The organism is Pseudomonas khorasanensis (genome assembly GCF_014268505.2).
GTDB classification, from domain to species: domain Bacteria; phylum Pseudomonadota; class Gammaproteobacteria; order Pseudomonadales; family Pseudomonadaceae; genus Aquipseudomonas; species Aquipseudomonas khorasanensis.
In genome coordinates this window covers 20,449-43,939 of sequence record NZ_JABWQP020000007.1, presented here as the reverse complement: position 1 = coordinate 43,939, position 23,491 = coordinate 20,449, and the positions used below count along the sequence as shown (strand labels likewise).

General features: G+C 61.3%; 21 protein-coding genes. 9 read left to right on the top strand and 12 right to left on the bottom strand.

Features of this window, described 5'->3' with window-relative positions; genetic code table 11:
- Positions 1 to 31: 31 nt before the first annotated feature.
- Positions 32 to 1,492 carry an ATP-binding protein gene (locus tag HU727_RS16210; protein ID WP_186532557.1) on the top strand — a complete coding sequence of 487 codons (1,461 nt, stop codon included), beginning with the start codon at positions 32 to 34 and terminating at the stop codon, positions 1,490 to 1,492.
- On the opposite strand, the gene HU727_RS16205 is transcribed toward HU727_RS16210, so the two are convergent.
- Together HU727_RS16205 and HU727_RS16200 are read right to left on the bottom strand one after the other, a co-directional pair.
- Complete coding sequence (locus tag HU727_RS16205; protein ID WP_186532556.1) at positions 1,457 to 4,282, bottom strand: ATP-binding protein; 2,826 nt, start codon at positions 4,280 to 4,282, stop codon at positions 1,457 to 1,459. The two genes, HU727_RS16210 and HU727_RS16205, sit on opposite strands and share 36 nt — an antisense overlap.
- Positions 4,283 to 4,416: 134 nt before the next feature.
- Positions 4,417 to 4,848, bottom strand: coding sequence for a helix-turn-helix domain-containing protein (locus tag HU727_RS16200; RefSeq protein ID WP_186532555.1), 432 nt, complete (start codon positions 4,846 to 4,848; stop codon positions 4,417 to 4,419).
- A gap of 246 nt (positions 4,849 to 5,094) precedes the next feature.
- On the opposite strand from HU727_RS16200, the gene HU727_RS16195 reads away from it, so the two are divergent.
- The 6 genes from HU727_RS16195 to ycaC all read left to right on the top strand — a co-directional run bounded on the left by HU727_RS16195 (position 5,095) and on the right by ycaC (position 10,895).
- On the top strand, positions 5,095 to 6,069 hold the full coding sequence (locus HU727_RS16195) for an MBL fold metallo-hydrolase (RefSeq protein WP_225919856.1): 975 nt from the start codon (positions 5,095 to 5,097) through the stop codon (positions 6,067 to 6,069).
- A gap of 55 nt (positions 6,070 to 6,124) precedes the next feature.
- Positions 6,125 to 7,048, top strand: coding sequence for a LysR family transcriptional regulator (locus HU727_RS16190; RefSeq protein ID WP_016774077.1), 924 nt, complete (start codon positions 6,125 to 6,127; stop codon positions 7,046 to 7,048).
- A gap of 242 nt (positions 7,049 to 7,290) precedes the next feature.
- Entirely contained in the window at positions 7,291 to 7,704 is a 414-nt protein-coding gene (locus HU727_RS16185; protein ID WP_186532553.1) for a DoxX family protein, read from the top strand.
- The gene (locus tag HU727_RS16180; RefSeq protein WP_186532552.1) at positions 7,697 to 8,323 is read left to right on the top strand and encodes an antibiotic biosynthesis monooxygenase; all 627 of its coding nucleotides are present in this window, start codon (positions 7,697 to 7,699) and stop codon (positions 8,321 to 8,323) included. Before HU727_RS16185 ends, HU727_RS16180 begins: the two co-directional genes overlap by 8 nt.
- A 41-nt stretch (positions 8,324 to 8,364) precedes the next feature.
- A complete protein-coding gene (locus tag HU727_RS16175) occupies positions 8,365 to 10,203 on the top strand; it encodes an amidohydrolase (protein WP_186532551.1) in 1,839 nt (612 codons plus the stop codon).
- A gap of 68 nt (positions 10,204 to 10,271) precedes the next feature.
- A complete protein-coding gene (gene ycaC / locus HU727_RS16170; RefSeq protein WP_016774080.1) occupies positions 10,272 to 10,895 on the top strand; it encodes an isochorismate family cysteine hydrolase YcaC in 624 nt (207 codons plus the stop codon).
- A gap of 178 nt (positions 10,896 to 11,073) precedes the next feature.
- Here ycaC and HU727_RS16165 read toward each other — a convergent pair whose 3' ends face one another.
- Positions 11,074 to 12,501 carry a mechanosensitive ion channel family protein gene (locus tag HU727_RS16165; RefSeq protein WP_186532550.1) on the bottom strand — a complete coding sequence of 476 codons (1,428 nt, stop codon included), beginning with the start codon at positions 12,499 to 12,501 and terminating at the stop codon, positions 11,074 to 11,076.
- Between the two features lie 162 nt (positions 12,502 to 12,663).
- Positions 12,664 to 13,680: an alpha/beta hydrolase gene (locus tag HU727_RS16160; RefSeq protein WP_186532549.1), complete on the bottom strand. Its 1,017-nt coding sequence runs from the start codon at positions 13,678 to 13,680 to the stop codon at positions 12,664 to 12,666.
- A 249-nt stretch (positions 13,681 to 13,929) separates the two neighbouring features.
- Here HU727_RS16160 and HU727_RS16155 point away from each other — a divergent pair, with 249 nt between their 5' ends.
- Positions 13,930 to 14,829: a LysR family transcriptional regulator gene (locus HU727_RS16155; RefSeq protein WP_186532548.1), complete on the top strand. Its 900-nt coding sequence runs from the start codon at positions 13,930 to 13,932 to the stop codon at positions 14,827 to 14,829.
- An 81-nt stretch (positions 14,830 to 14,910) separates the two neighbouring features.
- On the opposite strand, the gene HU727_RS16150 is transcribed toward HU727_RS16155, so the two are convergent.
- Both HU727_RS16150 and relB read right to left on the bottom strand, forming a co-directional pair.
- Positions 14,911 to 15,180, bottom strand: a complete 270-nt coding sequence (locus HU727_RS16150; RefSeq protein WP_186532547.1) for a type II toxin-antitoxin system RelE/ParE family toxin — start codon at positions 15,178 to 15,180, stop codon at positions 14,911 to 14,913.
- Positions 15,170 to 15,361, bottom strand: a complete 192-nt coding sequence (gene relB, locus HU727_RS16145; protein ID WP_186532546.1) for a type II toxin-antitoxin system RelB family antitoxin — start codon at positions 15,359 to 15,361, stop codon at positions 15,170 to 15,172. Before relB ends, HU727_RS16150 begins: the two co-directional genes overlap by 11 nt.
- 316 nt (positions 15,362 to 15,677) lie before the next feature.
- Between relB and HU727_RS16140 the strand changes: the two genes are divergently transcribed.
- Positions 15,678 to 16,475 carry a class I SAM-dependent methyltransferase gene (locus tag HU727_RS16140; RefSeq protein WP_186532545.1) on the top strand — a complete coding sequence of 266 codons (798 nt, stop codon included), beginning with the start codon at positions 15,678 to 15,680 and terminating at the stop codon, positions 16,473 to 16,475.
- Positions 16,476 to 16,628: 153 nt separating this feature from the next.
- Here HU727_RS16140 and HU727_RS16135 read toward each other — a convergent pair whose 3' ends face one another.
- The 6 genes from HU727_RS16135 to HU727_RS16110 all read right to left on the bottom strand — a co-directional run bounded on the left by HU727_RS16135 (position 16,629) and on the right by HU727_RS16110 (position 23,485).
- Positions 16,629 to 17,321: a GNAT family N-acetyltransferase gene (locus HU727_RS16135; RefSeq protein ID WP_186532544.1), complete on the bottom strand. Its 693-nt coding sequence runs from the start codon at positions 17,319 to 17,321 to the stop codon at positions 16,629 to 16,631.
- Positions 17,318 to 18,508, bottom strand: a complete 1,191-nt coding sequence (locus HU727_RS16130; RefSeq protein WP_186532543.1) for a GNAT family N-acetyltransferase — start codon at positions 18,506 to 18,508, stop codon at positions 17,318 to 17,320. The genes HU727_RS16135 and HU727_RS16130 overlap by 4 nt, the downstream gene beginning before the upstream one ends.
- Positions 18,509 to 18,512: 4 nt before the next feature.
- A complete protein-coding gene (locus tag HU727_RS16125; RefSeq protein ID WP_186532542.1) occupies positions 18,513 to 19,202 on the bottom strand; it encodes a GNAT family N-acetyltransferase in 690 nt (229 codons plus the stop codon).
- Between the two features lie 61 nt (positions 19,203 to 19,263).
- Positions 19,264 to 21,183, bottom strand: coding sequence for a hypothetical protein (locus tag HU727_RS16120; protein ID WP_186532541.1), 1,920 nt, complete (start codon positions 21,181 to 21,183; stop codon positions 19,264 to 19,266).
- Positions 21,180 to 22,487: a lipopolysaccharide biosynthesis protein gene (locus tag HU727_RS16115; RefSeq protein ID WP_186532540.1), complete on the bottom strand. Its 1,308-nt coding sequence runs from the start codon at positions 22,485 to 22,487 to the stop codon at positions 21,180 to 21,182. The genes HU727_RS16120 and HU727_RS16115 overlap by 4 nt, the downstream gene beginning before the upstream one ends.
- Positions 22,484 to 23,485, bottom strand: a complete 1,002-nt coding sequence (locus HU727_RS16110) for a polysaccharide deacetylase family protein (protein WP_186532539.1) — start codon at positions 23,483 to 23,485, stop codon at positions 22,484 to 22,486. The genes HU727_RS16115 and HU727_RS16110 overlap by 4 nt, the downstream gene beginning before the upstream one ends.
- Positions 23,486 to 23,491: the final 6 nt, after the last annotated feature.

Sequence of the window (23,491 nt, the reverse complement as noted above, 5' to 3'; positions counted from 1 at the left end):
ATCGTCACGCGGGCGTGCCAAGATGCTTGGCATGAATAATCACCACGACTTCAACCCGGGACCGGTGCTGCGTTTTGGTCCCTACGCCTTCCATGTGCGCCAACGCTTGATTCTCGAAGGAGAGCAGCCGCTGCGTATGGGCGGGCGCGCCATGGATATTCTTCAGGCGCTGGTCGAGCGTGCGGGAGAAGTCGTGAGCAAAGAGCATTTGATCGCGCAAGTGTGGCCGACGTCGGTGGTCGAAGAGATCAATTTGCGTGTGCACATCGCAGCGTTGCGCCGCGCACTCGGCGATGGCGCCAATGGTCAGCGCTATATCGCGCATGTGCCGCAACGTGGCTACAGCTTTGTTGCCCCGGTGGTGCAGGGCGACAGCGATGCGCGGCTCGTGGTCAGTCCCCGGCACAATCTTCCGGCACGACTGACACCTGTCAGCGGGCGCGACGCTGTTGTCGGTCGTCTGGTGCGACAGATGCCTGTGTGCCGTTTGATGACCATCACGGGGGCGCCGGGTGTCGGCAAAACCACCGTGGCACTGCGTGTGGCGGAATTGTTACTGCAGTGCTTTCGTGATGGCGCGTGGTGGGTCGACCTTGCCGACCTCGAAGAGGGCGCGCCGCTGCTGGAACATCTGTTGCACGTCCTCAAGACAGACTTTTCAGCGCTGATCGGTCGCCACGCCTTGGTGGTGCTGGATAACTGTGATCACCATCGCGCTGCCTGTGCGGTATTGGTCGAAACCCTGCTGCAAGCCGCGCCTCGTCTGACGGTCCTGGCCACCAGCCGGGAAGCCTTGGGCGTTGAATCGGAAACCATTCATTTCATTCCGCTGTTGGCGATACCCAAGCGCTCGGCACTGCAAACTGTCGAAGAAGCAATGGGCTGTCCGGCGGTGCAGTTGTTCGTCAGTCGCGCACGGGCGCGGCAACATGGTTTCAGTTTGCGCGAACAGGATTTGCCTGGCGTGCGCGAGATCTGTCGTCAGCTGGACGGTTTGCCGTTGGCGATCGAACTGGCGGCGTCGCAGATAGATGCGTTGGGCTTGGTCGGCTTACAGGCGCAGGTTGAAAACGGTCTGCAGTTGCTTGGCCAAGGCCGGCGCACCGCGGTACCGCGCCATCAGTCGATGGCTGCCGCCATCGATTGGAGCTATCAGTACCTGACGGAAATCGAACAGCGTGTGCTGCTGCGTCTGTCGGTGTTCAGCATGGGGTTTACGGTGGAGGCCGCACTGAGTGTGATCAGTTGCCCCAATCTGTCCGGCTCCAGGCTGACCGCGGTCATCGAGGGGTTGGCGCGCAAATCCTTGATTATCGAGGAGCCCAACCGTTCAACGGTCCGCTACTGGATGCTCAACACCCTGCGCCGCTATGCGCGTGATCAGCTCGGGCGCAGCGACGAAAGGCTTGACCTCGAGCATCGCCATGCGCGCTATCTCAGTCGTACGCGCAGCGCTTCAGGCCGGGCACTGGTCGCGCAGGCTGTCGAGTAACAGGCGTCCCTTGCGCAAGTCAGGAGTGGCATAGCCTTCAGTGAAGCGCTGGTAGATCGGGCTGAGCAAATCCAGCGCTTCACGGTGGCGGGACTGGCGTTGCCATAACTGAGCGAGGTCTGTGGCGCTGCGTAATTCCCATGCCAGTGCCCCTTGGGTTTTGGCGATGGCCAAGGCTTGCTGCAGGGTTTGTTCGGCGTCCCGGGTTTGGGCGTTTTCTGCGAGGGTCTCTTCGCGAAGGGGCTTTTGGGTGCCCTTCAGTAATGCAGTCGCCCGAGCCCGTAAAATTTCCGCCGCACTCCATCCCGCATCGCCGTTGCGCGCTCGCGCCACCAGTGCATCGTCGACAAAACGTTCATCCAGCGTAACCATGACTTCGCTGATCAAACCGCTGCTTCGGGCTGACACCGGCGCGGCATTGTCGGGGTCGATCACCTGCGCATAGTGCCGGCCCCAGGTGTTGAACAGCTGCACGGAATGCTTCTGCGATTGTTCCAGCAGCAACTGCAGCAAGGCGCGGGCGTTCTGCCGGTCGCCGTTGTAATGGGCGATCAGACAACTGGCCAGCGCCAGGGTGTAGCAGATCGATGTGCCGTGGTTGATCTGCACGGCGATGTCCAGCGCCTGCCGTGCCGCGCGCCAGGCCTGCTCGGGCAGACCCTGTAGCCATAACACCCGTGCCAAAACCGTCAGCGAGGCGACGCTCTGGTCATATTGCACACCAAAACCGTGAGTGAACCGATTGAGGTGGCCGCTGTGAGCCATGCGCTGCAGCACTTGCTCGGCATGCACACGTGCCTGCGGTTGATCGCCGGCATAATGCAAGGCCAGTACGCGCAACCGATGCGTGCTGAGTGACAGCAGCGGCTCGCCATGCAGGCCGATGCGATCGAATTGCTCACTCTGGGCCAGCGCCATGCGGTAATGCCCGCAGCTCAGATTGACTGCCATGTGCCCCGATATTGCACGGAGTTGGCCAGCCAGATCGCCGTGTTTCTCGGCCAATTGGCAGGCGTCGGCGAAGGCCTGGATGGTGTGTGGCGTGCCGCCCCACGTGTGATAGCTGGCACTGCCGAGCGCCAGTTTCAACGCGATTTGCAGGCGAGGGCAGGGCTCTGCTGTTTCCTCTAGCAGACTCAGCGCCCGGCGGACATAACGGCTGTAATCGCGCAGCAATGACAGTTCTTGCCACAGCGGCGCCGACGCTGCCGCCAGTTCAATGCCCAGTTCATCCGGTCCCGGTCCGTTGAGGCTCCAGTCCAGCGCCGCGCGCAAATCCTCCAACACCCGGGCGTAACGCTCCATCCACAGAACCGTCGGGGTGTTGTCCCAATCCGACTGCGCCTGCAACATCAGTGTCAGGCAGCGCTCCGCGTGGCGTTGCCGGGTTTCGCCGAGCTCGGCGGCCTGTTCGAGTTTTTCCAGCGAGTAGTGGCGTGTGGTGTCGAGCAAGCGGTAAAACACATCTTCATCGCCCACCTCTACGCAGAGCAGGGATTTTGCCACCAGTTGAGTGACGGCGGTAAACACCGCGCCGGGCTCAATCTGCTGACCGATAACCACGGCCGCCGCCGAGGCGAGGGTAAAGCTGCCTCGAAAAATCCCCAATCGGCGCAGGCAGGTTTGCTCGCAGTCGTTGAGAAGATTGAAGCTCCAGTCCATGGTCGCGCGCAGGGTCAGATGGCGCTCGGCGCTGCTGTGTTGTCCGGCTGACAGCGGTGGCAAACCCTCGCGCAGATGCTTGAGCAAGCCATCGATGCCCAACGCGCTGACTTGCGCGGCGGCGAGTTCCAGTGCCAGCGGAATACCGTCCAGACGGCGGCAGATCTCGATCGCTTGCGGGAGCTGCGCAGGGCTCAGTTCAAAGTTTTCCCGGGCCGCCGTGGCTCGTTCGACAAACAGTTGCAGTGCAGCAAAGCCCAGCGCCTGCACCGGATCCATCGGAGTCGTTGTGGAGGGGCAATCGAGCGGTTCTAGGCGCTGCACAAACTCGCCTTCAGCCCGCAGGCTCTCGCGGCTGGTCGCGAGGATATGTACCTCAGGTGCTGCACGCAGGATCTGCTCGCTGAGCGACGCGACCGCGTCGATCAGGTGCTCGCAGTTGTCGATGAGCAGCAACATCTGCCGCTCCCGCAGACCATTGATCAGATAAGTCTGCGCATCGGCGTCGGGCGCGGACAGGTCGAGCAGCGTGGCCAGATGCGAGCCGATCAGCGCCGGATCGGCGATGGGCGCCAGATCCACCAGACGGATGCCGTCGCGATACTGGCCGATCAGTTGCTCGGCAACGCGCAGGGCCACGGTGGTCTTGCCGATGCCGCCAGGGCCGATGAGGGTGATGCAGCGTCGGCGCGGCAATTGCGCAATCAAGTGATCGACCACTGGCTGGCGACCGATCATCCGCGTGCGGCGCAGCGGCAGGTTGTGTCCTGCGACGGCGACGGCGGGCTTTTGTTCGATGCTGTCGAGCACAACCGGTGCCACAAAACTGTAGCCGCGCTGCGCCACGGTGACGATGTAGCGCTGGCCATTCTGCCCGTCGCCAAGCGCCTTGCGCAGCGCCGCCATGTGCACGCGCAAGTTGATGTCTTCGACAACACTGTCCGGCCAGACCCCGGCCATCAATTGTTGTTTGCTCACCACTTCGCCGGCGTGGGCCAGCAAAATCAGGAGGATGTCCATCGCCCGCCGTCCCAGGCGTAAAGGCTGTTGGCCTTCGAGTAGCAGTCGTTGCCCGGGATGAATCCGATAGGGGCCAAAAGCAATGGCCTGATTCGGGGAAAAACTCAACAGTGCGCTCCTGCGGTGCTGCGACGGACAGGGCGAATCAGTGCCTGGCGCGTGCGCAGGCCGTCTGATCCGGGGTGTCCGGGCATAATCCTCAGGTTTGAGCGTCAGTGCAACGGGTGGCGTAACGGCAGCAGTCAAAACACGGCGGGCTGCGCGGCGTTGTTTTTCAGTTTGCCCATCACGCGACAGCGCCAGGCAAACGGATTGATGCCCTCGCTGCGAGTAAACATATGGCAGAAATGCGCCTGATCGCAGAAGCCGCATTCCAGACTGATTTGCGTCAGGCTCAGGTCGGTGTGCTGGATCAACAGCTTGGCCCGGGCCAGGCGCTGCGCGCGGATCCAGTCTTGTGGCGACAGGCCGGTGCTGCACTTGAAGGCACGGGAAAAGTGGCTGCGAGACAGCGAACAGGCGCGGGCCAGTTCAGCCACCTCCAGGCTTTCACCCAGGCGATCGAGAATCAGCTGTTTGACGTAGCGTTCGCGCTGGGGACTGAGTCCGCCACTCGCGTTTTTGCGCGGTTCGCAAGCAGGGGCGAGGGCGACGGTTTGCTGTAGATAAGCCATGGCCAAGGTCCGTGTCGGTGGGGAAGGCACGGTCGGCGCATTCCCTCAGGTCAAGAAAACAACGCTGCGCAGAGGCTTTTATTGTTGGGCGAGGGCGTGAAGCTGACGAGTTAATCGTTGTTAATTCCATCGCCGGGGCCTGAACTCAGCACATCCCTGCAAGTCTGCACCCGGCGCTTTGCGCGACGATGACGACAAAGCGGGGGCCGCCGTCGGCCAGGTTCAAAGGGGAATTGGATGAAAGGCATGGTTAAGGCAGCGACGACCCTTGCGGTCATGGTTGTAACGGCAGGCGCAATGGCGCAGGCGCCGCAGGTGGGCACCCAGGCGCCAGGTTATTTCCGTCTGGCCGTGGGCGATTACGAAGTCACCGCGTTGTTCGATGGTTACAACGACCTGTCACCGAAGCTGCTGCAGGGCATGAGCCAGAGCCAGATTCGCGCGCTGCTCGCACGCCGTTCGATTGAGACCCCGGGCGTACAGACTGCCTTCAACGCCTTTCTGGTCAATACCGGCAAACAACTGATTCTGGTCGATACCGGCGCGGGGCAGTGCATCGGCGTCACCGCCGGACAACTCTCGGCCAACATGCGGGCGGCCGGTTACAAGCCTGAGCAGGTCGATACGGTTCTGCTCACGCACCTGCATCTGGATCATGTCTGTGGACTGGTCGACGCAGAAAAGAAGCCGCTGTTCGCCAATGCCACCGTTTATGCCGCCAGGGCCGAGGCTGATTATTGGCTTGATCCGGCAGCGCTGGCCAAGGCTCCGGCAGGCGCCAAAGAGTTCTTCAAGATTGCTCAGGATTCCACGGCGCCCTACGTTGCCGCCGGCCGCTTCAAGACTTTTGCAGCCGGAGAGTCGCCGTTGCCGGGTCTGGTCGAAGCAACCCTCGAAGCGGGTCACACGCCGGGCAGCACCACTTACCGGTTCGCCTCGCAGAGCCAGAGCATCGTGTTCATGGGCGATCTGGTGCATAACCTGGCCGTGCAGTTCCTGCACCCGGAGGTGTCGATCGGCTTCGACGTCAACAGCCAGCAAGCGATCAACAGTCGTCAGGCAGTGTTCAGTGCAGCCGCGGCGAGCAAGACCTGGGTAACGGCGGCGCATCTGCCGTTTCCGGGCATCGGTCACATCGCTGCTGAAGGCAAGCATTTCCAGTGGGTACCGGTGGAGTACGGCCCCTATAAACGCGGGGCGAAAGTGCCGTTGATCGAGTAAAGTGACCCGCGTCCCCCCGAAAAAAGCGGCTGACACCGATAAGGAAACCATGCCCATGAACCGTAACGATCTGCGCCGCGTCGACATGAACCTGCTGGTGATATTCGAAGCGCTGATGTTCGAAAAGAACCTGACCCGCGTCGCGGAAAAACTGTTCATGGGCCAGCCTGCGGTCAGTGCGGCACTGGGGCGTTTGCGTGATCTGTTCGACGATCCATTGCTGCTGCGCAACGGTCGCGGCATGGAGCCGACGGCGCGGGCCCTGGCGATTCTCAAGGAGCTGCAGCCGGCGATGGACGTGATTTCCGGTGCGGTCAGCCGGGCCAAGGAGTTCGAACCGGCGAGCAGTTGCGACGTGTTCCGCATCGGTCTGTCGGACGACGCCGAGTTTGGCCTGTTTCCGCCGCTGTTGCGGCAGCTTCAGCAAGAGGCGCCGGGGATTGTCGTGGTGGTGCGCCGCGCCAATTATCTGCTGATGCCGGCGCTGTTGGCCTCGGGGGAAATCTCGGTGGGTGTCAGCTACACCACTGACCTGCCGGCCAACGCCAAGCGCAAAAAGTTGCGCGACATTCCTTGCAAAGTCCTGCGCGGCGATGATCGTCCGGGTCCGCTGACGCTGGACGAATATTGCGCGCGTCCGCATGCGATGGTGTCGTTTTCCGGCGACCTGAGCGGCAATATCGACCTGGATCTGGCCAAGATCGGCCGCTGCCGCCGCGTGGTGCTCGGTGTGCCGCAGTTCAGCGGTTTGCGCGCCTTGCTCGCCGGCACCGAGATGATTGCCACCGTGCCAGACTACGCCGCCTGTGCCCTGGTGGAGGGCTGCGCCCTGCGCGCCGAAGATCCGCCATTTCCGATCGATGCCGCGCAATTGTCGATGGCCTGGAGCGGGGTGCATGACAACGATCCGGCAGAGAAATGGCTGCGCTCGCGGATCAGCCAGTTCATGGCGGCGCCGCTGGATATTCCGGCGATTTGAATTCTCGCGCCGATCTCAGTACGCATCAATACCCTGTGGGAGCGAGCCTGCTCGCGAAAGCGGAGTGTCAGTCGCAGGATTTATCAACTGATCCGCCGCCTTCGCGAGCAGGCTCGCTCCCACATTGTTTGTAGCTGAGAGCAGACCGGCGGTGTCTTGAAAATCAACTAAGCACACCCATCCAATTTCTCCCGCCCCTGTCTTGGCATCATTCCTGTCAATGACATTCAAAGGGTTCGGTCATGATGGTTTCGAGGGATGAACAGGCGCGCGACATCGGGTTGCTGTTCCTGCGGGTCAGTGGCGGGTTGTTTCTGTTGTGGGTGCACGGCTTGCCCAAGCTGCTGGATTTCACGGCGCAACTGCAACTGATCGAAGACCCGTTTCACCTCGGTGCCCATCTGACCCTGGTCCTGGCGATCTTCGCCGAAGTCCTCTGCCCGATCTTGATCGTTGCCGGCGTGCTGGCGCGATTGGCCTGCTTGCCTATTCTCTTTGTGCTGCTGGTCGCGTTGCTGGTCGTGCATCCGCAATGGAGTGTGGCCGAAGGGCAGTTCGGCTGGTTGCTGTTAATCCTCTTCACCACTGTGTTTATCGCCGGGCCCGGACGGCTGGCGGTTTCTGTTCGTTTGCCCGGAGTGCTGCGTTATGCCTGAAGTCTGTGATCCACAAGCACCGGGGGCCGATGAGACTGTCACGTTAATCATCAAGCACTCGGTCAAGGCCGGTTTCGAGTCGGCGTATGAAGCGTGGTTGCGCAACATCGTGCGCGTGGCCGGGCAACGCGAGGGGCATCTGGGAGTAGACGTTGTGCGCGGCAAGCGTGGGCGTCTGGATTTTTACACGTGCGTGCTGCGCTTCAGCTCCACCGAAGCGATGCAAGGCTGGCTGGAGTCGTCCGAGCGCCGGACACTGGTAGCCGAAGCCGCGCCGATGCTGGCGGACGGTGATCAGACCGAAGTCGCGCCCATCAACGAGTTCTGGTTTACGCCACTGGCCGACGCCGCTTCGCCGCCGCCGCGCTGGAAGCAGGCTGTGGTCACGCTGCTGGTGATTCTGCCGCACACCTTGCTCGTGCCATTGATCTGGGGCCCGCTGCTGGCGCTGCATCCGCTCCTTTCCAATTACGTGGTTGCCACGTTCCTGATCACCCTGACCATCGTCCTGTCGGTGGTGTACGTGGTCATGCCGCCGGTGACCCGTCTGTTTACTCCGTGGCTGGAAGCCAGCCAGGCCCATGAACACCTTGATTCCCAAGAAACCTCGCCGCGTTAAGCGTGGGGTTTGCTTCTTTTTTCTTTGCTTGAGGAACTGCGATGAACGCCGATCTGATTTTATTCAATGGCCAATTTCATACCGTAGACCGTGAAAAACCGCTGGCCAGTGCCGTGGCGATCAAGGACGGCCGCTTCGTCGCCGTCGGTAACGATGCCGAGGCCATGGCCCTCAAAGGCAGCGCCACGCAGATCGTCGACATGAAGGGCCGCTGCGTCATTCCCGGCCTCAATGACTCGCACCTGCACCTGATTCGCGGCGGTTTGAACTACAACCTCGAACTGCGTTGGGAAGGGGTTCCGTCGCTGGCAGACGCGCTGCGCATGCTCAAGGATCAGGCTGACCGTACGCCGACCCCGCAATGGGTGCGCGTAGTGGGCGGCTGGAACGAGTTCCAGTTCGCCGAAAAACGCATGCCGACCCTGGAAGAAATCAACCAGGCCGCGCCGGACACCCCGGTGTTCATCCTGCACCTGTATGACCGTGCGCTGCTCAACCGCGCCGCCCTGCGCGTGGCCGGTTACACCCGCGACACGCCAAACCCGCCGGGTGGCGAGATTGTTCGCGACGCCAACGGCAACCCGACCGGCATGCTGGTCGCGCGTCCGAACGCGATGATTCTGTACTCGACGCTGGCCAAGGGGCCGAAGCTGCCGCTGGAGTATCAGGTCAACTCGACGCGCCAGTTCATGCGTGAGCTCAACCGCCTCGGCCTGACCAGTGCGATCGACGCCGGCGGTGGTTTCCAGAACTATCCGGACGATTACCAAGTGATCGAGCAACTGGCCAAAGACAACCAGTTGACCGTGCGCATCGCCTACAACCTGTTCACCCAGAAACCAAAAGAAGAGCTGAGCGATTTCCAGAACTGGACCGGCAGCGTCAAGTTGCATCAGGGCGATGACTTCCTGCGCCACAACGGCGCCGGCGAGATGCTGGTGTTCTCTGCCGCCGACTTCGAAGACTTCCTCGAACCGCGTCCGGACCTGCCGCAAACCATGGAACAAGAGCTGGAGCCGGTGGTGCGCCACCTGGTCGAGCAGCGCTGGCCGTTCCGTCTGCACGCCACTTACAACGAATCGATCAGCCGCATGCTCGACGTGTTCGAGAAGGTCAACCGCGACATTCCGTTCAACGGCCTGCCGTGGTTCTTCGACCATGCCGAAACCATCACCCCGCAAAACATCGAGCGGGTGAGAGCGCTGGGCGGCGGCATCGCGATTCAGGATCGCATGGCGTTCCAGGGCGAATACTTTGTCGATCGCTACGGCAAGCAAGCCGCCGAAGCCACGCCGCCGATCAAGCGCATGCTCGCCGAAGGCGTGCCGGTTGGCGCGGGTACCGATGCGACACGCGTTTCGAGCTACAACCCGTGGACTTCGCTGTACTGGATGGTCAGCGGTCGCACCGTCGGCGGTCTGGCGCTGTATGAAGAAGGCTTGCCGCGCAGCACGGCGCTGGAGCTGTTCACCCACGGCAGCGCCTGGTTCTCTTCCGAGCAAGGCAAAAAAGGCCAGATTCGCGTCGGGCAACTGGCGGACCTTGCGGCACTGAGCGCGGATTTCTTCAGCGTCGAAGAAGAAGCGATCAAATGGATCGAGTCGGTCATGACGGTCGTGGGCGGCAAGATCGTTTACGCCGCCGGCGACTTCGAAGACCTCGGCCCGCGCTCGATTCCGGTGCTGCCGGACTGGTCGCCGGTGGTGAAGGTGCCGGGTCACTGGCGTCCAAACTCGCCACTGCAGGCGCAGGTTCACCAGTGCAGCGGACCGTGCGCCGTGCACACTCACAGTCATGAAAAAGCGCGGATGTCGAACGCGCCGGTCAGCGACTTCGCCGGTTTCTGGGGCGCGTTCGGCTGTTCCTGCTTCGCATTCTGAATTCAAAAAAAGCGCCGGCCATCAAGGGCGGCGCTTCACGCAACAACCATCCACCCAGGAGTTTTGCCATGAGCGTTCCTTATAAGCGTTTGAACAAAGATGATGCCGTCGTGCTGCTGGTCGACCACCAGACCGGTCTGATCTCGCTGGTGCAGGATTTCTCGCCGAACGAGTTCAAGAACAACGTGCTGGCACTGGGCGACATCGCCAAGTTCTTTAAGCTGCCGACCATTCTGACCACCAGTTTCGACGCCGGTCCCAACGGCCCGATCGTCCCTGAGCTGCTGGAGCAGTTCCCGGACGCACCTTTCATTCAGCGTCCAGGCCAGATCAATGCCTGGGACAACGAAGACTTCGTCAAAGCGATCAAGGCCACCGGCCGCAAGCAACTGATCATCGCAGGCGTAGTGACTGACGTGTGCGTGGCGTTCCCGACCCTGTCGGCGATTGCTGAAGGCTTCGAAGTGTTCGTGGTGACCGACTCGTCCGGTACCTTCAACACCACTGTGCAGCAAGCGGCGTGGGCGCGGATGTCGGCGGCCGGTGCGCACCTGATGAACTGGTTCGCCGTGGCTTGCGAGCTGCAAGGCGACTGGCGCAACGATATGGAAGGCCTGGCGCATCTGCTGTCGGAACGCCTGCCTAACTACCGCAACCTGATCAACAGCTATACCAAGTTCACTGCCAAGTAATTACGTTTGGATTGAAAAGCCCCTCACCCTAACCCTCTCCCAGAGGGAGAGGGAACTGACCGAGGGGCTCTTTAGGGATACGCCGACGTGAGATACCGAGGCGATCTCCATTCTTGAAGCACATGGAAATCGGCTCCCTTTCTGAGGGGGGGAGGCTTTTGATCTTCAAACTCTCAAATCAACGCTTCTGCAACCACCCCAGAAACCCTCCTTTTTTCACCGCCACCGGTTTGGCCATCAACGCGAGGCGACTGTTCTGCTGACGCACCGCCTGCAACTTGTTCAAGGCCCGGCCCACCTCGCTGCGCTTCTCCATGCACTCACGGGTCACCTGCTTGTCGAGGCGGTAGACGATGCTCGACGTCAGCGCCGTGAACGTCGCCTGCGACGGCGTGTCAGCGAGAATGCTTTGCTCACCCATGAGTTCGCTCGGCCCCATGCGCCCGGCCTCGGTCTGTCCGTTACCGTCCGGCACCGTCGCGCTGACCACGCCCGTGGCAATCACGAACAGGCTGTCCGGCACTTCGTCCAGATCCAGCACCACCTGACCCGCTGTGTATTGCTGCGCGACCATCGACTCGGCGAGGCGATCGCGTTCGTCGCTGCTCAGCGAGCGGAAGATTTTCACCTCGTCCAGCAACGCACGGGCGCGGCTCGAGGGTTCGATCACACCGTCGGGATGTCGCGAAATGCCTGCCGCTTCGAGATGCCGGTGGGCGAGGTCGAACAGCTGATTACGCACTTCGCTTTTCTTGCCCAGCTCGGCGATGAAACCGCTGGCAACGTACTCGGACATGGTTTCGCCGGCCTCCTTGAGCACCGCTTTTGGCGCAGGGCTGAGCAGCAGCGAACTGCTTCCCTGCAAGGTGCGATCGAGCGCATCGAGCACCCGACGCGGACGGATGTGGTTCGGCACTTGGATGCTGATCGACACGCCGTGCATATTGCTCGGGCGGCTGAGGTTGACGATCTTCGCCTTGGCCGCCACCGAGTTCGGGACAACGGCCATGGTGCCGGCGCTGGTCAGCAGGTGCGTGGCGCGCCAGTCGATATCGAAGACCTTGCCTTCGACGCCATCGATCATCACCAGATCGTCCACCTGATACGGCTTGGTGGTGTTGAGCACGATGCCCGAAAATACATCGGCCAAGGTGCTTTGCAGTGCCAGACCGACAACGATGGCGACCACACCCGAGGTCGCCAGCAAGCCCTTCACCGGCAGTTCCAGCACGTAGCCCGCCGCCGCAACAATCGCGACCAGAAACACCAGTGCACCGATCACGTCCTGCAGCAAGCGACCGCTGTGACCGATGCGACGCATCAGCGCCAGGCCAATTACCTCGGTCAACACTCGTGCCGCGTACAGCCACCAGAGAATCCCCAGCGCCGTCGCGCCCAGTTGCGCCACGCGATCATCGGCGAACAGCGGTGCCTGCAGGGGGCTGACGCCGGCGTTGATCACCAGCGCGCTAAAGGCCAGAAACAGCGCCAGGCGCACGCCGACGCGTGGCGCGCGGTGCTTGAAGGGCGCGTAGTGCCAGAGTGCAGCGTCGAGCAGCAACAGCACGGCGCTCCAGGACAGCAGGTGGGTGAGGAAAAAGGACATGACATTCTCCGGCGTTGCATAGGCATCGGTGGGGGGCATTTGTGGCGAGGGAGCTTGCTCCCGCCGGGTTGCGCAGCAGCCCCAAAATCATCCATGCAGCGAAGATTTTGTGAGTGCTGCGCCCTCAAGCGGGAGCAAGCTCCCTCGCCACAAGGTGTCGCCTCAGTTCAGGTGAGATTTCAGTTCGGCCGCCGCCTGACGTACCGCCGCTTTCACTTCCGGAATCTGACTCAGCGGATTGAGCAGACCGAAGTCGTGAATCATTCCGTTGTAACGCACCGAGGTCACCGGTACGCCGGCCGCGTCGAGATGCCGGGCGTAGCCTTCGCCTTCGTCTCGCAGCACATCGAACTCGGCGGTCTGCACCAGCGCAGCGGGCAGGCCCTTGAGCTGTTCGGTGCTGGCGTTGAGTGGCGAGGCGTGGATCTGCGCACGCTCGGCCGGGTTGCTGGTGTAGTTGTCCCAGAACCACTGCATCATGCCTTTGGTGAGGAAATGGCCCTCGGCAAATTGCTGGTACGAGCCGTCGTCGAACTGTGCGCTGGTCACCGGCCACATCAACAGCTGGAAGCGCAGGGCAGGGGTTTTCTGTTCCTTGGCCATCAACGCCACGACCGCCGCCATGTTGCCGCCGACGCTGTTGCCGGCCACGGCCAGACGCTTGCCGTCGACACCGATGTCCTTGCCGTGATCGGCGACCCATTTGGTCGCGGCGTACGCCTGGTTGATCGCGGTCGGGTACTGCGCTTCCGGCGATGGCGTGTAATCCACATACACCGCAACGGCCCCGGAGCCGACCACCAGATCACGGATCAGGCGCTGGTGCGTCGGGAAGTCACCCAGCACCCAGCCGCCCCCGTGGAAGAACATGAACGCGGGCAACTCGCCCTTGACCCTGGCCGGGCGTACGACTTTCAGGTTGATGATCTGGCCGTCGACCTTGATCACTTTGTCGCTGACTTCCACGCCAGACAAGTCCACCTTCACCGAAGCCTGCGCGCCGGTCAGCACCGCACGGGCGTCTTTCGGGCTCAGTTGCTCCAGCGGCCGGCCACCGCCAGCAGCGAGGGCATTGAGGAAGGCCTGGGTGTTGTGCTCCACGCCCGGGCTGCCAGCGGCAAAGGCGCTGCTGACAGGAAGGGCGAGGAGGGATGCGGCGAGGGTTTTCTTGATGCTCATGTTCAATTCCATTTTTGAATGTGTGATGTAGGGGCTGCCGAAGGCTCGGGCCGCGATCGGACGATCTGATCGTTCCCATGCTCTGCGTGGGAATGCAGCAGGGGACGCTCCGCGTGCCAACGATCAGATGGCTGCCTTCGGCAGCTCCTTGTGTTCAGGGTTGTTTTCAAACCGTGAGCACAGATTAATAGGCTGCTGAAAAGTGAAAAAGCGGCTATAAAGCGTTTAACTGTCCACCAGAGAGTGACAATGAACCCGTTCGAAGACATGCGTATTTTTTGCCAGGTCATGGACTCCGGCAGCTTCACCGCCGCGGCCGATCAGTTGGGTCTGTCCAAGCAGTTCGTCAGCCGTCGCTTGATGCAACTGGAAGAGCGCCTCGGCGTGCGCTTGTTGAATCGCTCGACGCGCCGGCTCGACGTCACGCCGCTGGGGCAGAGTTACTACGAGTCGGCGCTGCGCTTGCTTGGCGAGGTGGAACAGGTCGAGCAAGGCATTGCCGGCGAGACCGCCGAGCCACGCGGCACGATTCGCCTGAGCGCGCCGCTGTCGTTTGCCGTCGCGCATCTGGGCTGCCTGTTGCCGTTGTTCCTGCAGCGTTATCGCGAGGTCACGGTTGAAGTGGATTTGAGCGACCGTCCGGTCGATCTGCTCGGCGAGGGTTACGACCTGGCTCTGCGCATCGGCGTGCTGGAAGACTCAACGCTGATCGCCCGCCGCATCGCCAGCATCGAACGGGTCTACTGCGCCAGCCCGGCCTACCTTGCCGAACGCGGCACGCCGCTCAAGCCCGACGACCTGCACAGCCACGAGTGCCTGCCTTATGGCCACGGCCGCTCGGTGCAGTGGCGCTTCAACGAAGGGCCGGGCAAACCGGTGTTGATCAACGTCACCGGGCGCATGCGCGTGAACAACGGCGAGCTGCTGCGGGACGCGGCGGTGCAGGGCTTGGGGATTACTTATCTGCCGACGTTCATTGTCGGCGCAGCGCTGAAAGACGGGCGGCTTGTGCCGGTGCTCGATGACCTGCGCCCTGAACCACTGACCTTGTCGGCGGTTTATCCGCAGCATCGTCAGGCTTCAAGGCCGGTGCAGGCATTGGTCGAGTTTCTGCGTGAACGGCTTAACCAGAGCCACGTGGATCTTTGATAGCGTGGCTCCCAAGAAAGATCGTGTAATCGATCGATATCAAGTGATAGAACATTACACCGTTCTTCGCCTGCTTTGACCTCATGGATATTCCTGTCGTGTATGCAGAACGCCCAGAATCTCGATTTGATCCGTCACCTCATAGATCACAAGATAATTCGGGTGCACAACGATCTCCCGCGTGCCTGGAGATCGACCTTTACGATAGAGATGGGGATGAACAGGAAGGGCGGTTGTGGCGTCTTTAATTGATTTCGAGAGACTCGCTGCAGCTGCAAAATTTCTCTCCCCAATGTATCTGAGTATGTTCGACAGATCGGCCTTGGCTTCGGGCCGCCATTTAATCTGCATCGGCCTTTTTTCGCATTGATTCGATCAAGGCATGCATTTGCTCCATCACGTCTTCATGCGCGATGCTCGGACGCGGGTCATCCCTGGATGCCTGCACCTTGGCTCGCAACCAACGGTCATAGCTGGCGGTCTGCTCATCGGTTTCAAGCGCTGAATCTACGGGGAAGATTTTGCTGTCCATAGTGCCTCCGGGATCAATGCCTGGCAGTCTATTCGGTACAGTGATTGCTGTCGTCGTTGTCTGGATGAATTGCACGTTGTCGAACTCCGCTGATAACAGGTTGTTCTGACAAATCCTAGACTGAGCGCTTCCGACGGCCAACCGTCAGAAGGTGTAGGAAAACGTTCATGTTTACCAAAACGCCTTCCTTTTTCTGTAGGACTCACTTGGTCTGACTGATGCTATGCCCGGTGCGCTTACAACATCGCAACAATCGCAAACGCCCGTCTGCTCTAAACTCACTCCGCTCAATCAAGAACCTCATCCGGAGTGCGCCATGGAAGTGCCCAACCCTCAAACCGCCATCGAGAGCAATCGACAGGCGTGGAACGATTCCGCCCGCCATCATCAGGAGTCGCCAGACTGGCAGGCATTGCTCAACGACGTCGCGCAGGCGGATTTTTCCTGCATCGACGACACCTTGCGCGCTGTGTTGGAGGTTGACGGTAAAGACGTGATTCAACTGGGCTGCAACAACGGCCGGGAAAGCCTGTCGCTGTTCGCGCTTGGTGCGCGCAGTGTGGTCGGTGTTGATCAATCCGCAGCCTTTCTCGAACAGGCCCGCGAGCTGAACCGCCGCTCACCGTACGACGCCGAATTCATCGAAAGCGATATCCATCATTTGCCCGCTTCATTGCACAACCGCTTCGATGTCGCGCTGATCACCATTGGCGTGCTCAACTGGATGCCCGACATCGGCGAATTCTTGCGCCATGTCGCGCGGGTGCTGAAGCACGGTGGGCAACTGGTGATTTACGAAACCCACCCGTTTCTGGAGATGGTCGACCCGGCAGCCGAAGATCCGTTTCGCCTCGTCAGCTCCTACTTTCGTGCCGAGCCGTTTGTGCAGGCAGAACCGATTGTTTACTCGGGCAAAGTTGAGCAGCCAGCTGCGCAATCGTATTGGTTCGTGCATACGCTGGGGGCGATTTTCAGCGGTGCGATTGCGGCGGGTTTGAACATCGCGCACTTCAATGAATATGCGCATTCGAATCGGGAAGAAGTGTATGACCGGTATATGCATCAAAAGGCGCAGATGCCAATGTGCTTTACGTTGATGGCGAGCAAGGCCTGAGGTTTATCAGTGCGGCTACAGGCCTCATCGCTGGCAAGCCAGCTCCCACAGGTTTTGGTGGCGTATGAGAATTACCCGTACGCCGCATAACCCTGTGGGAGCTGGCTTGCCAGCGATGGCGGCCCCAAAGCCGCCACATAGCTCAAGCCTGAATCAAGCCTGCGCCGTCGCCGTCACTACTGGCCTCTGCGGCGTGCGCAGTGCCTCCAGTCTTGACTCGCTGTAGCGCGTTTCGCGGAAGAAGCGCCAGTGCCCGAACAGGTCGTAAACATGGGTGATACGCCCTTGTTCCTGATAACCCAGGCGCATATGCATCTTCAGGGCCTGGATATTGGCGTTGTCGCAGATATCCACCACCTTTTCGAAGCCTCGGGCAGCCATGACTTGCCAAAGCGCGGTCTGTGCATCGACGGTCAAGCTGCTGCCGAAATAGGGCCGGGCAATTTCGGCACCGAACTGGAAGTATTCACCGGGCTTGACCGCGAACGTGCAGCGGTAAAAGTGGCGGTCGTAATAGTCGCGAGCGCTGGCCCAGACGAACCCGACGGTGTGATCGTCCTGGTCCAGGTACATGTGCCCCGTGTGCCCTTCAGCGGCCAACTCGGCCATGGTCTGCACGCGGTCGCCAAAGTACTTGCTGAATGCCGTGGCGTTGTCCTCGGTGATGTCGACTCTGCGCAACCCTTCGCAGGGGCGCAGTTTGTTCGGGGCAATCGGGGTGACCAGGTCGCGCTCCATCCACAGCAGCTCGCGGTGCGCAAAGACGTAACGTTTCCACAGCGCGCCAAGGGTGCGGCGCAGGCCTCTCTGTTTGATGCGCAGAAGCAGTTTTTCGATGACGCTCATGATGCCCTCCGAGGCGCTAGCCCAGGTGTTGTGGATGATGTTGCCGGTTGAATTTGGGATGTGTTTGCCGGCGTCGGGTTGCCGGCACGCTGTGGACGCCATTTTTGCAGCGCCGGTTTGACGAGGTACCAAAGACGCAGGCCCAGACCCAGCAGCACGCCGCTGGGGCGCCACGAGTAGAAGCTCCAGCGCCAGTGTTCCAGTTGTCCGGTCATGCGCTCGTGCAGTTGATGACTGGAGTTCTCCAGGCTGACCCGCGACGCATCGATCCAGCGCCATTGTTCGTCCAGGCCCCAGCGAATCCATTCCTCCAGGAGCACGCGACCGCTGCCCAGGTCTGCGTGCTGCGGCAGAAATGCAAGGTTGTAGTCATACAGCCGACCCTGTTCCAGCAAGCCCAGGCGATAACTGATGCAGCGGCCGTCAAGCTCCAGCGTGACGACCCGCACCAGCCCTTGGGCGGCCAGTGCGGTGAAGGCACTTTCCATCCATTGACGACTACGTTCGGTGGCGAAAATCCCGACGCCTTCGTCACCTTTCCAGCTGACTGACTCGACTTCGCGCAGCGCCTGCAAAAGCGCAGGCATCGAAAGCGCATCGGGAGTGATTCGCCGCACCTGGGCGCCGCACGCGGCAATCCGTTTGCGCGCCCGGCGCAATTTGTAACGCGGATCGCCGGAGACTTCCTGACGGTCTGCATCGCTGATCAGATGCACCGGAACCCGGCAGCTCAGCCGGCGTTCGCCCGTCGAACTGCGGGCCATCCAGTCGGTGAGCACACTTTGCTCGCCCACCGGTTCGGTCAGCTCATTGAGCTGCAGCAGGGCGTGGGGGATACGCTGGCGGATCAGGTGTAACGCCTGTCCCATGGTTTCGGCATCCAGCAGCGACAACAGCGCCAGGCGGTCCGCCATGGGGTAACCCAAATGATGCACGGTGCGAAAGCGCAAACCGGCGAAGCGCTTTCGACCCGCTACCAGTGGCAGGCACAGGCACAGTTCGTCGCCGTCCCAGCCCAGCAAGACCACCAGGCATTGATGCTGATCGAGCGCCTGCTCTGCGGCGCACAACCAGCCGAGGTGGTTGAACGGCGTGTGGTCGGTTACGCGCAGGCGCAGTGCCTCGTACGCGTTCACCGGGAAGTCGGCAGTGCACAGGGAGGTGCGCCATTCGAATCGCATCGCCATGAGTTCAGGCCGCCGTTGCTTTGACAGATGGACGGGGCGTTTGGCGCAGTGCCGTCAGGCGCGAACCGCTGTAGTAGGTTTCGCGGTAGAAGCGCCAGCGGCCAAACAGCGTGTAGATATTCATAATCCGCCGTTGTTCGGTATAGCCCATGCGCAGATGCAGCTTGAGCGCCGGCAGGTTGGTCGAATCACAAACATCGACCACTTTGCTGCAGCCTTTCATGGCCATGGCTTTCCACATGAGCAGTTGCACATCGACTGACAATTCGGTGCCCCAGTAGGCGCGGGCCATTTCGCCACCGAATTCGAAGAACTCGCCGGGTTTCACCGGGAACCGGCAACCGTAGTAATGCCGATCAAGATAATCGCGCGGCGTGCCCCAGATAAACGCCACGGCATCGCCTTGCTCGTCGACATGCATATGCCCGGTGTGACCTTCACTGGCCAGCTCGGCCATGACGCCGACACGGTCGCCGAAGTAACGGGTGAAGGCGCTGGCGTTGTCTGCGGTGATGTCCATTACGCGCAGCGGCGGGTAGGGTTTGAGGCTGTGCGGCGGCACGGGGCTGACCAGATCCCGCTCCATCCACAACAGTTGCCGGTGGGCAAAAATGTACATTCTGCGGATCTTCGCAAAGGTCGCTCGCAGGCCTTTGCGACGGATATGTCCGCTGAGTTTTTGCAAGATATCCATGGTCTCTTCTCCTGATGAAGGTGCCACGCACAGCACGACGCTCGCACGGCAGAATGGCGGTTCATGAAGCGTTCCAGTTCAAGGCAAACAGGGTTTGCCCCGGTAATTCGAAACGCACGCGCCCGTTTTCGCAGGCAAACGGTGCTTCGCGGCTGCGATTGTCGGCGCCGAAGAAACGCAGGGCGCCGTGGTTGAGCGGGCACTTGGCGCCGCTCAGATCAACGTGTTGCAGGCGGGTGCCTTTGTTCACCCCGAGCAGTGCACGCTGCTCGTCGTTGGCCATGGCCAGCACATCGACTTCAAACGCGTCGTTGTCCAGCTGCAACACCCGTGGCAACCAGTGTTGCTGGATAAATTGCTGAGCCAGGCCGACCGGTTTGAGCTCGAAGCTGCCGTTGTCGAGTACGCTTACCATGCCCTTGGCATACGGCGGTTCGTCGGCTGCCTGAAACCAGTTGAGCATGGTCAACAAGCCATCCTGGGAGGCATTGATAACCACCGACGCCCACCACAGCGCGGCGTAATGGGTTTCCTGGTCGTAGGGGCTCAGGCTCGAGCCGCTGGACAGGTTGGTCTGGTCCAGCAACAAGGCCTTGCGCGGTTGACCCTGACTGTCGAGACCAACAAGATCAGCCGCACGACGCACGCTGTCGCGGTAGACCCGGGTCGCGAGCAGGTCACGGATCATCCACTCGTGCCAGGCCAATGCGTCGACCTGATCGGCGGATTCGCTGAGCAGCCGCCGGGCCCAATCGATGCCGCGCTTGTCCGCTGCGTTATCGGCGAACGGGCCGTTAACCAGGCGCGAACTGGCCGGCATCGCAATACGCACCCCGGCCTTGGCGTTGGCCGGATCGTTGCGTACCTGTCGAGCCATGCTGAGAAAAATCGTTCGATAGTCTTCAAAGCTTGAATAGTTGAGGTTCGGCTCGTCGGCGAAGCCGATGTAATGCGTGCCCAGACCATCCAGCGCACGCGTGCCCGCAAGCCAGGCGTCTAGGCCTCTGTTGCTTTGCACATCAGCGCGCAGATCGGCTTGGCGCCCGGTGCCGGCGAGCAGGGTGATGTCCTGGCGGATGCCGAAACGGTCTTGATAAAGCTTGCGAAACGCGTCTTCGAAATGGGCGTTTTTCGAAGTGACGTCAACGAAGCTGTAATAACTCGCCGCGCTCGGTTTCAAGGCATCCAGTGCGGCATGACTGGCTTCGGGCGGCACAAGATAGGGCAGGGCAATGCCCAGATCCGGCGTGCGACCGAGCACCTTGTCGCGCAGGGTCAATCGGGTCTGGCCCGGGTCTTCGCGCAACGGCTGCAAGTGCTGTGGATTCTGCGCAAACAGGTTGGCCGTGCCGTCGAGCCAGAATGCCGCTTTGCCGCTGCCCTGCAGGCGTAAGCGCCAGACCTGAGCACGGTCGCTGACCGGTAAGGCCACGTGATCGAATTGCCAATAGGCGCGGTACGGCTTGAGGGCCAGTGACCGTTGTTGCCCACGGTCCATGCGCTGCGCCTGCAGCGCGTTGATACCGCCGTGGAATTTGCCGTTCAGCACCGCGTGTTCCCCCGGTGCCACTTTGAAAAACAGCTCATCGCCATGACGGGTTTCGACGCTGAAATGCACCTTTGCCGGGCTGAACAGCGCCACGGTCTTATCGTCATGCTCGACGCGGTAACTGCGGAAGCTGTAGCCGGGAATCTCCAGGCGATAACTGGCAGCTCCCGGCACCAGCGGCCAGCGCTGCGAACCACGAACTTCAGTGGCCTCGATCAAGCGGTCATCTTGCAAGCGGCCCGAGCCGTCGAGCAGATAGATATGCTCTTCATTAGCCTCCGCCTGCCACGCGGGGACCCAGCGCACGGTGACCGTGTCCGGGCGATCGGTTTGCAGGTACAGACTGCCGTCGCGTATTTCGCCCCACTGCATGGGCGCCGCGAAAGCGTTCAGCGTCAAGCCGAATCCGAGCAGCAGGATCAGGCGTTTCATGCTGCTTTCCGGCGGTGCAACATCAACCACATCGGGCTGATGTCACCGGGCAGGATGAACAAGGAGTGCCAGAACGGTACGCCACTGAGTCTGCAATAGAGCACCAGCATTGCCAGGGTCACTGCCAGATAGGCAATCGAGGATGCCGCGGCTGCGCCGACGATGCCGTAGCTCGGGATCAGCAGCAGATTCAGCGCCAGGTTGAGCAGCGCCCCCACACCCATCAGCAGCGAGACGGTCGCAGGGCGATTCTTGCCGATCAGGTCCAGGCGCAGAATGCTTGCGTAGCACAGGCCCAACAGCCCCGGCAGCAACGCCAGCAGCGCCGGGTAAGCCGGTTGGTAGGCAACGCCGAACAGGGTGACGATCAGCCATTCGCCGATCAGCGCCATGGTGATGCAGGCACCGAACATCACCGTGGCGGTCAGGCGCAGCGCCAGCGGAGTGACCTTGTCCATGCCTTCGTCCTGCTGCAGCAGGCGCTTCATCAGCGGCGTGGTGACGGCTTCCGGAACGATCAGCAGCAGTTCGGCGGCGGCGCTGGCCATGGCGTAGTGACCGAGCGCCGTGCTGCCCAGCAGCGCGCCGATAAACAAATAGTCGGAGCGCAGGATGACCTGTTGAAACAGCAGATCCGGATGGCTGCGCGCACTGAAGCGCAACAGCTCGTTCTGGCTCGCACGATCCCATTGCAGTTGCAGCGGCTGCGCGCGTTTGAGCCACCTCCAGCCCACCAGTACCACCAGGCTGATACCGGCCAGCCAACTGATCAGTGCGGCTTCGAGTGCCGCTTCTTTCCACATCCAGAACAGTGCAAGAAACAGCAGCAGCGGCGCCAGGGATTCGACCAGACGCAGAACATTGAAGGCGACCACGCCGCCCGACGCGTTGTGCAATGTCAGCAGGCCGCTTTTGATAACTGTCAGCGGCACTGCCAGCAGCAACAGCCACGCCAGCAGACCTAGCTGCATCGTGACATCGAGTTCGCTGCCAAATTCTCGCGCTAGGGCGACCACCAGCAGCGTCAGCAGTCCGGCCAGAAGACAGCCGAATACCAGCACCTGAGCGAGCAGCAGGCCCATCGGCTTCTGGTTGGCCGCTTGATAACCGATGGCCGAATTCAAGCCACCGCTGGTGGCCGCGCTGATCAGATCCGGCAAGGTGCTGAGCAAGGCGAACAAACCACGTTCACTCGGGCCCAGAATCCGCGCCAGCAACACATTGCGCAGCAGGCGCAAGGCGATCATCGCCAGTTTGGTGCCCATGCTCAGTGCCAGATGCTTGAGATAGCTGCCGCGACTCATGGGCGTGCCCCGCGAAAGATTCGTAACGACAGCAGTTCCGGATTGCGCGCGGTGCGTTGGCTGACGCCGAAACGCGGCAGGTTCAGAGGATCGCCGACGCCGCGATAGAGTCCACTGGCCGTGCCAAGGGCAAACGGATAATCATGATTGGCAACCTGCTCGCGCACGCGCTCATCGTTGTCGCCGTTGGGGTAGCAATACACCGGCAATGGCCGATTGCAGCCGTTGTGCAGGGCATCGCGGCTGCGGCTGATCTCTGCGCACAGGCGCGCGTCATCGAGCCCGGTGAGGATCGCATGGCTGGCGCCGTGCGGGCCGAAACGCACCAGGCCGGACGCTTCCATGGCGCGCACCTGATGCCAGTCCAGCGCTTGCGGCAGGGACTCTGCCGGGCACGCGTCGGTGAGACGTTCAAGCTCTTGCGGTTCAAGGCTCTTCAATCCTTGCAGGTAATGCAGCAGCGCCAGGCTGCGCCGGTCGACATCGATATCGTCGAGCAGCACCGGCAGCGGATGACCGGTAATACGCAGTTGCTCGATCAAGTGCATGCGAGCCTTTTCACCGTGACTGCCCCACAGCGTTTCACCCACGCTTTCCCACCAGAAACGTTGGCGGCTGCCAATGAAATCGGTGGAGAGAAAGATGCTCGCGGGCACGTGATGTTTTTGCAGCAGCGGATAGGCGTTGACCGCGTTGTCACGCCAACCGTCGTCGAAGGTCAGCGCCACGCGCGGGCGCTCGTTGCGCAGGGCGTTGGGCTGCAGCAACTCCATTAGCGGCACGCAATCGAAATGCTTGCGCAGCCACATCAGCAGGTGCTCGAACGCTTGCGGGCCGACGCACAGTTCGTTGCGGTGTGGCAGGTTGGCGGCGCGGTCGTTGGCCAGCACCCGGTGGAGCATCAGGATGACCCCGGCCCCCTGCAACTGGTTGCGCCCCACTGACGAGTTGAGATAGAGCCAGCCGCTGGTGCGTTTTATCAGTTGTTTGATCGCCATGGCATG

Excerpts from the sequence above, each read along its gene's own strand:
- HU727_RS16210 (WP_186532557.1), top strand. The coding sequence starts at position 32 with ATGAATAATCACCACGACTTCAACCCGGGACCGGTGCTGCGTTTTGGT.
- HU727_RS16200 (WP_186532555.1), bottom strand. The coding sequence starts at position 4,848 with ATGGCTTATCTACAGCAAACCGTCGCCCTCGCCCCTGCTTGCGAACCG.
- HU727_RS16195 (WP_225919856.1), top strand. The coding sequence starts at position 5,095 with ATGGTTAAGGCAGCGACGACCCTTGCGGTCATGGTTGTAACGGCAGGC.
- HU727_RS16190 (WP_016774077.1), top strand. The coding sequence starts at position 6,125 with ATGAACCGTAACGATCTGCGCCGCGTCGACATGAACCTGCTGGTGATA.
- HU727_RS16185 (WP_186532553.1), top strand. The coding sequence starts at position 7,291 with ATGATGGTTTCGAGGGATGAACAGGCGCGCGACATCGGGTTGCTGTTC.
- HU727_RS16180 (WP_186532552.1), top strand. The coding sequence starts at position 7,697 with ATGCCTGAAGTCTGTGATCCACAAGCACCGGGGGCCGATGAGACTGTC.
- HU727_RS16175 (WP_186532551.1), top strand. The coding sequence starts at position 8,365 with ATGAACGCCGATCTGATTTTATTCAATGGCCAATTTCATACCGTAGAC.
- ycaC (WP_016774080.1), top strand. The coding sequence starts at position 10,272 with ATGAGCGTTCCTTATAAGCGTTTGAACAAAGATGATGCCGTCGTGCTG.
- HU727_RS16165 (WP_186532550.1), bottom strand. The coding sequence starts at position 12,501 with ATGTCCTTTTTCCTCACCCACCTGCTGTCCTGGAGCGCCGTGCTGTTG.
- HU727_RS16160 (WP_186532549.1), bottom strand. The coding sequence starts at position 13,680 with ATGAGCATCAAGAAAACCCTCGCCGCATCCCTCCTCGCCCTTCCTGTC.
- HU727_RS16155 (WP_186532548.1), top strand. The coding sequence starts at position 13,930 with ATGAACCCGTTCGAAGACATGCGTATTTTTTGCCAGGTCATGGACTCC.
- HU727_RS16150 (WP_186532547.1), bottom strand. The coding sequence starts at position 15,180 with ATGCAGATTAAATGGCGGCCCGAAGCCAAGGCCGATCTGTCGAACATA.
- relB (WP_186532546.1), bottom strand. The coding sequence starts at position 15,361 with ATGGACAGCAAAATCTTCCCCGTAGATTCAGCGCTTGAAACCGATGAG.
- HU727_RS16140 (WP_186532545.1), top strand. The coding sequence starts at position 15,678 with ATGGAAGTGCCCAACCCTCAAACCGCCATCGAGAGCAATCGACAGGCG.
- HU727_RS16135 (WP_186532544.1), bottom strand. The coding sequence starts at position 17,321 with ATGAGCGTCATCGAAAAACTGCTTCTGCGCATCAAACAGAGAGGCCTG.
- HU727_RS16130 (WP_186532543.1), bottom strand. The coding sequence starts at position 18,508 with ATGGCGATGCGATTCGAATGGCGCACCTCCCTGTGCACTGCCGACTTC.
- HU727_RS16125 (WP_186532542.1), bottom strand. The coding sequence starts at position 19,202 with ATGGATATCTTGCAAAAACTCAGCGGACATATCCGTCGCAAAGGCCTG.
- HU727_RS16120 (WP_186532541.1), bottom strand. The coding sequence starts at position 21,183 with ATGAAACGCCTGATCCTGCTGCTCGGATTCGGCTTGACGCTGAACGCT.
- HU727_RS16115 (WP_186532540.1), bottom strand. The coding sequence starts at position 22,487 with ATGAGTCGCGGCAGCTATCTCAAGCATCTGGCACTGAGCATGGGCACC.
- HU727_RS16110 (WP_186532539.1), bottom strand. The coding sequence starts at position 23,485 with ATGGCGATCAAACAACTGATAAAACGCACCAGCGGCTGGCTCTATCTC.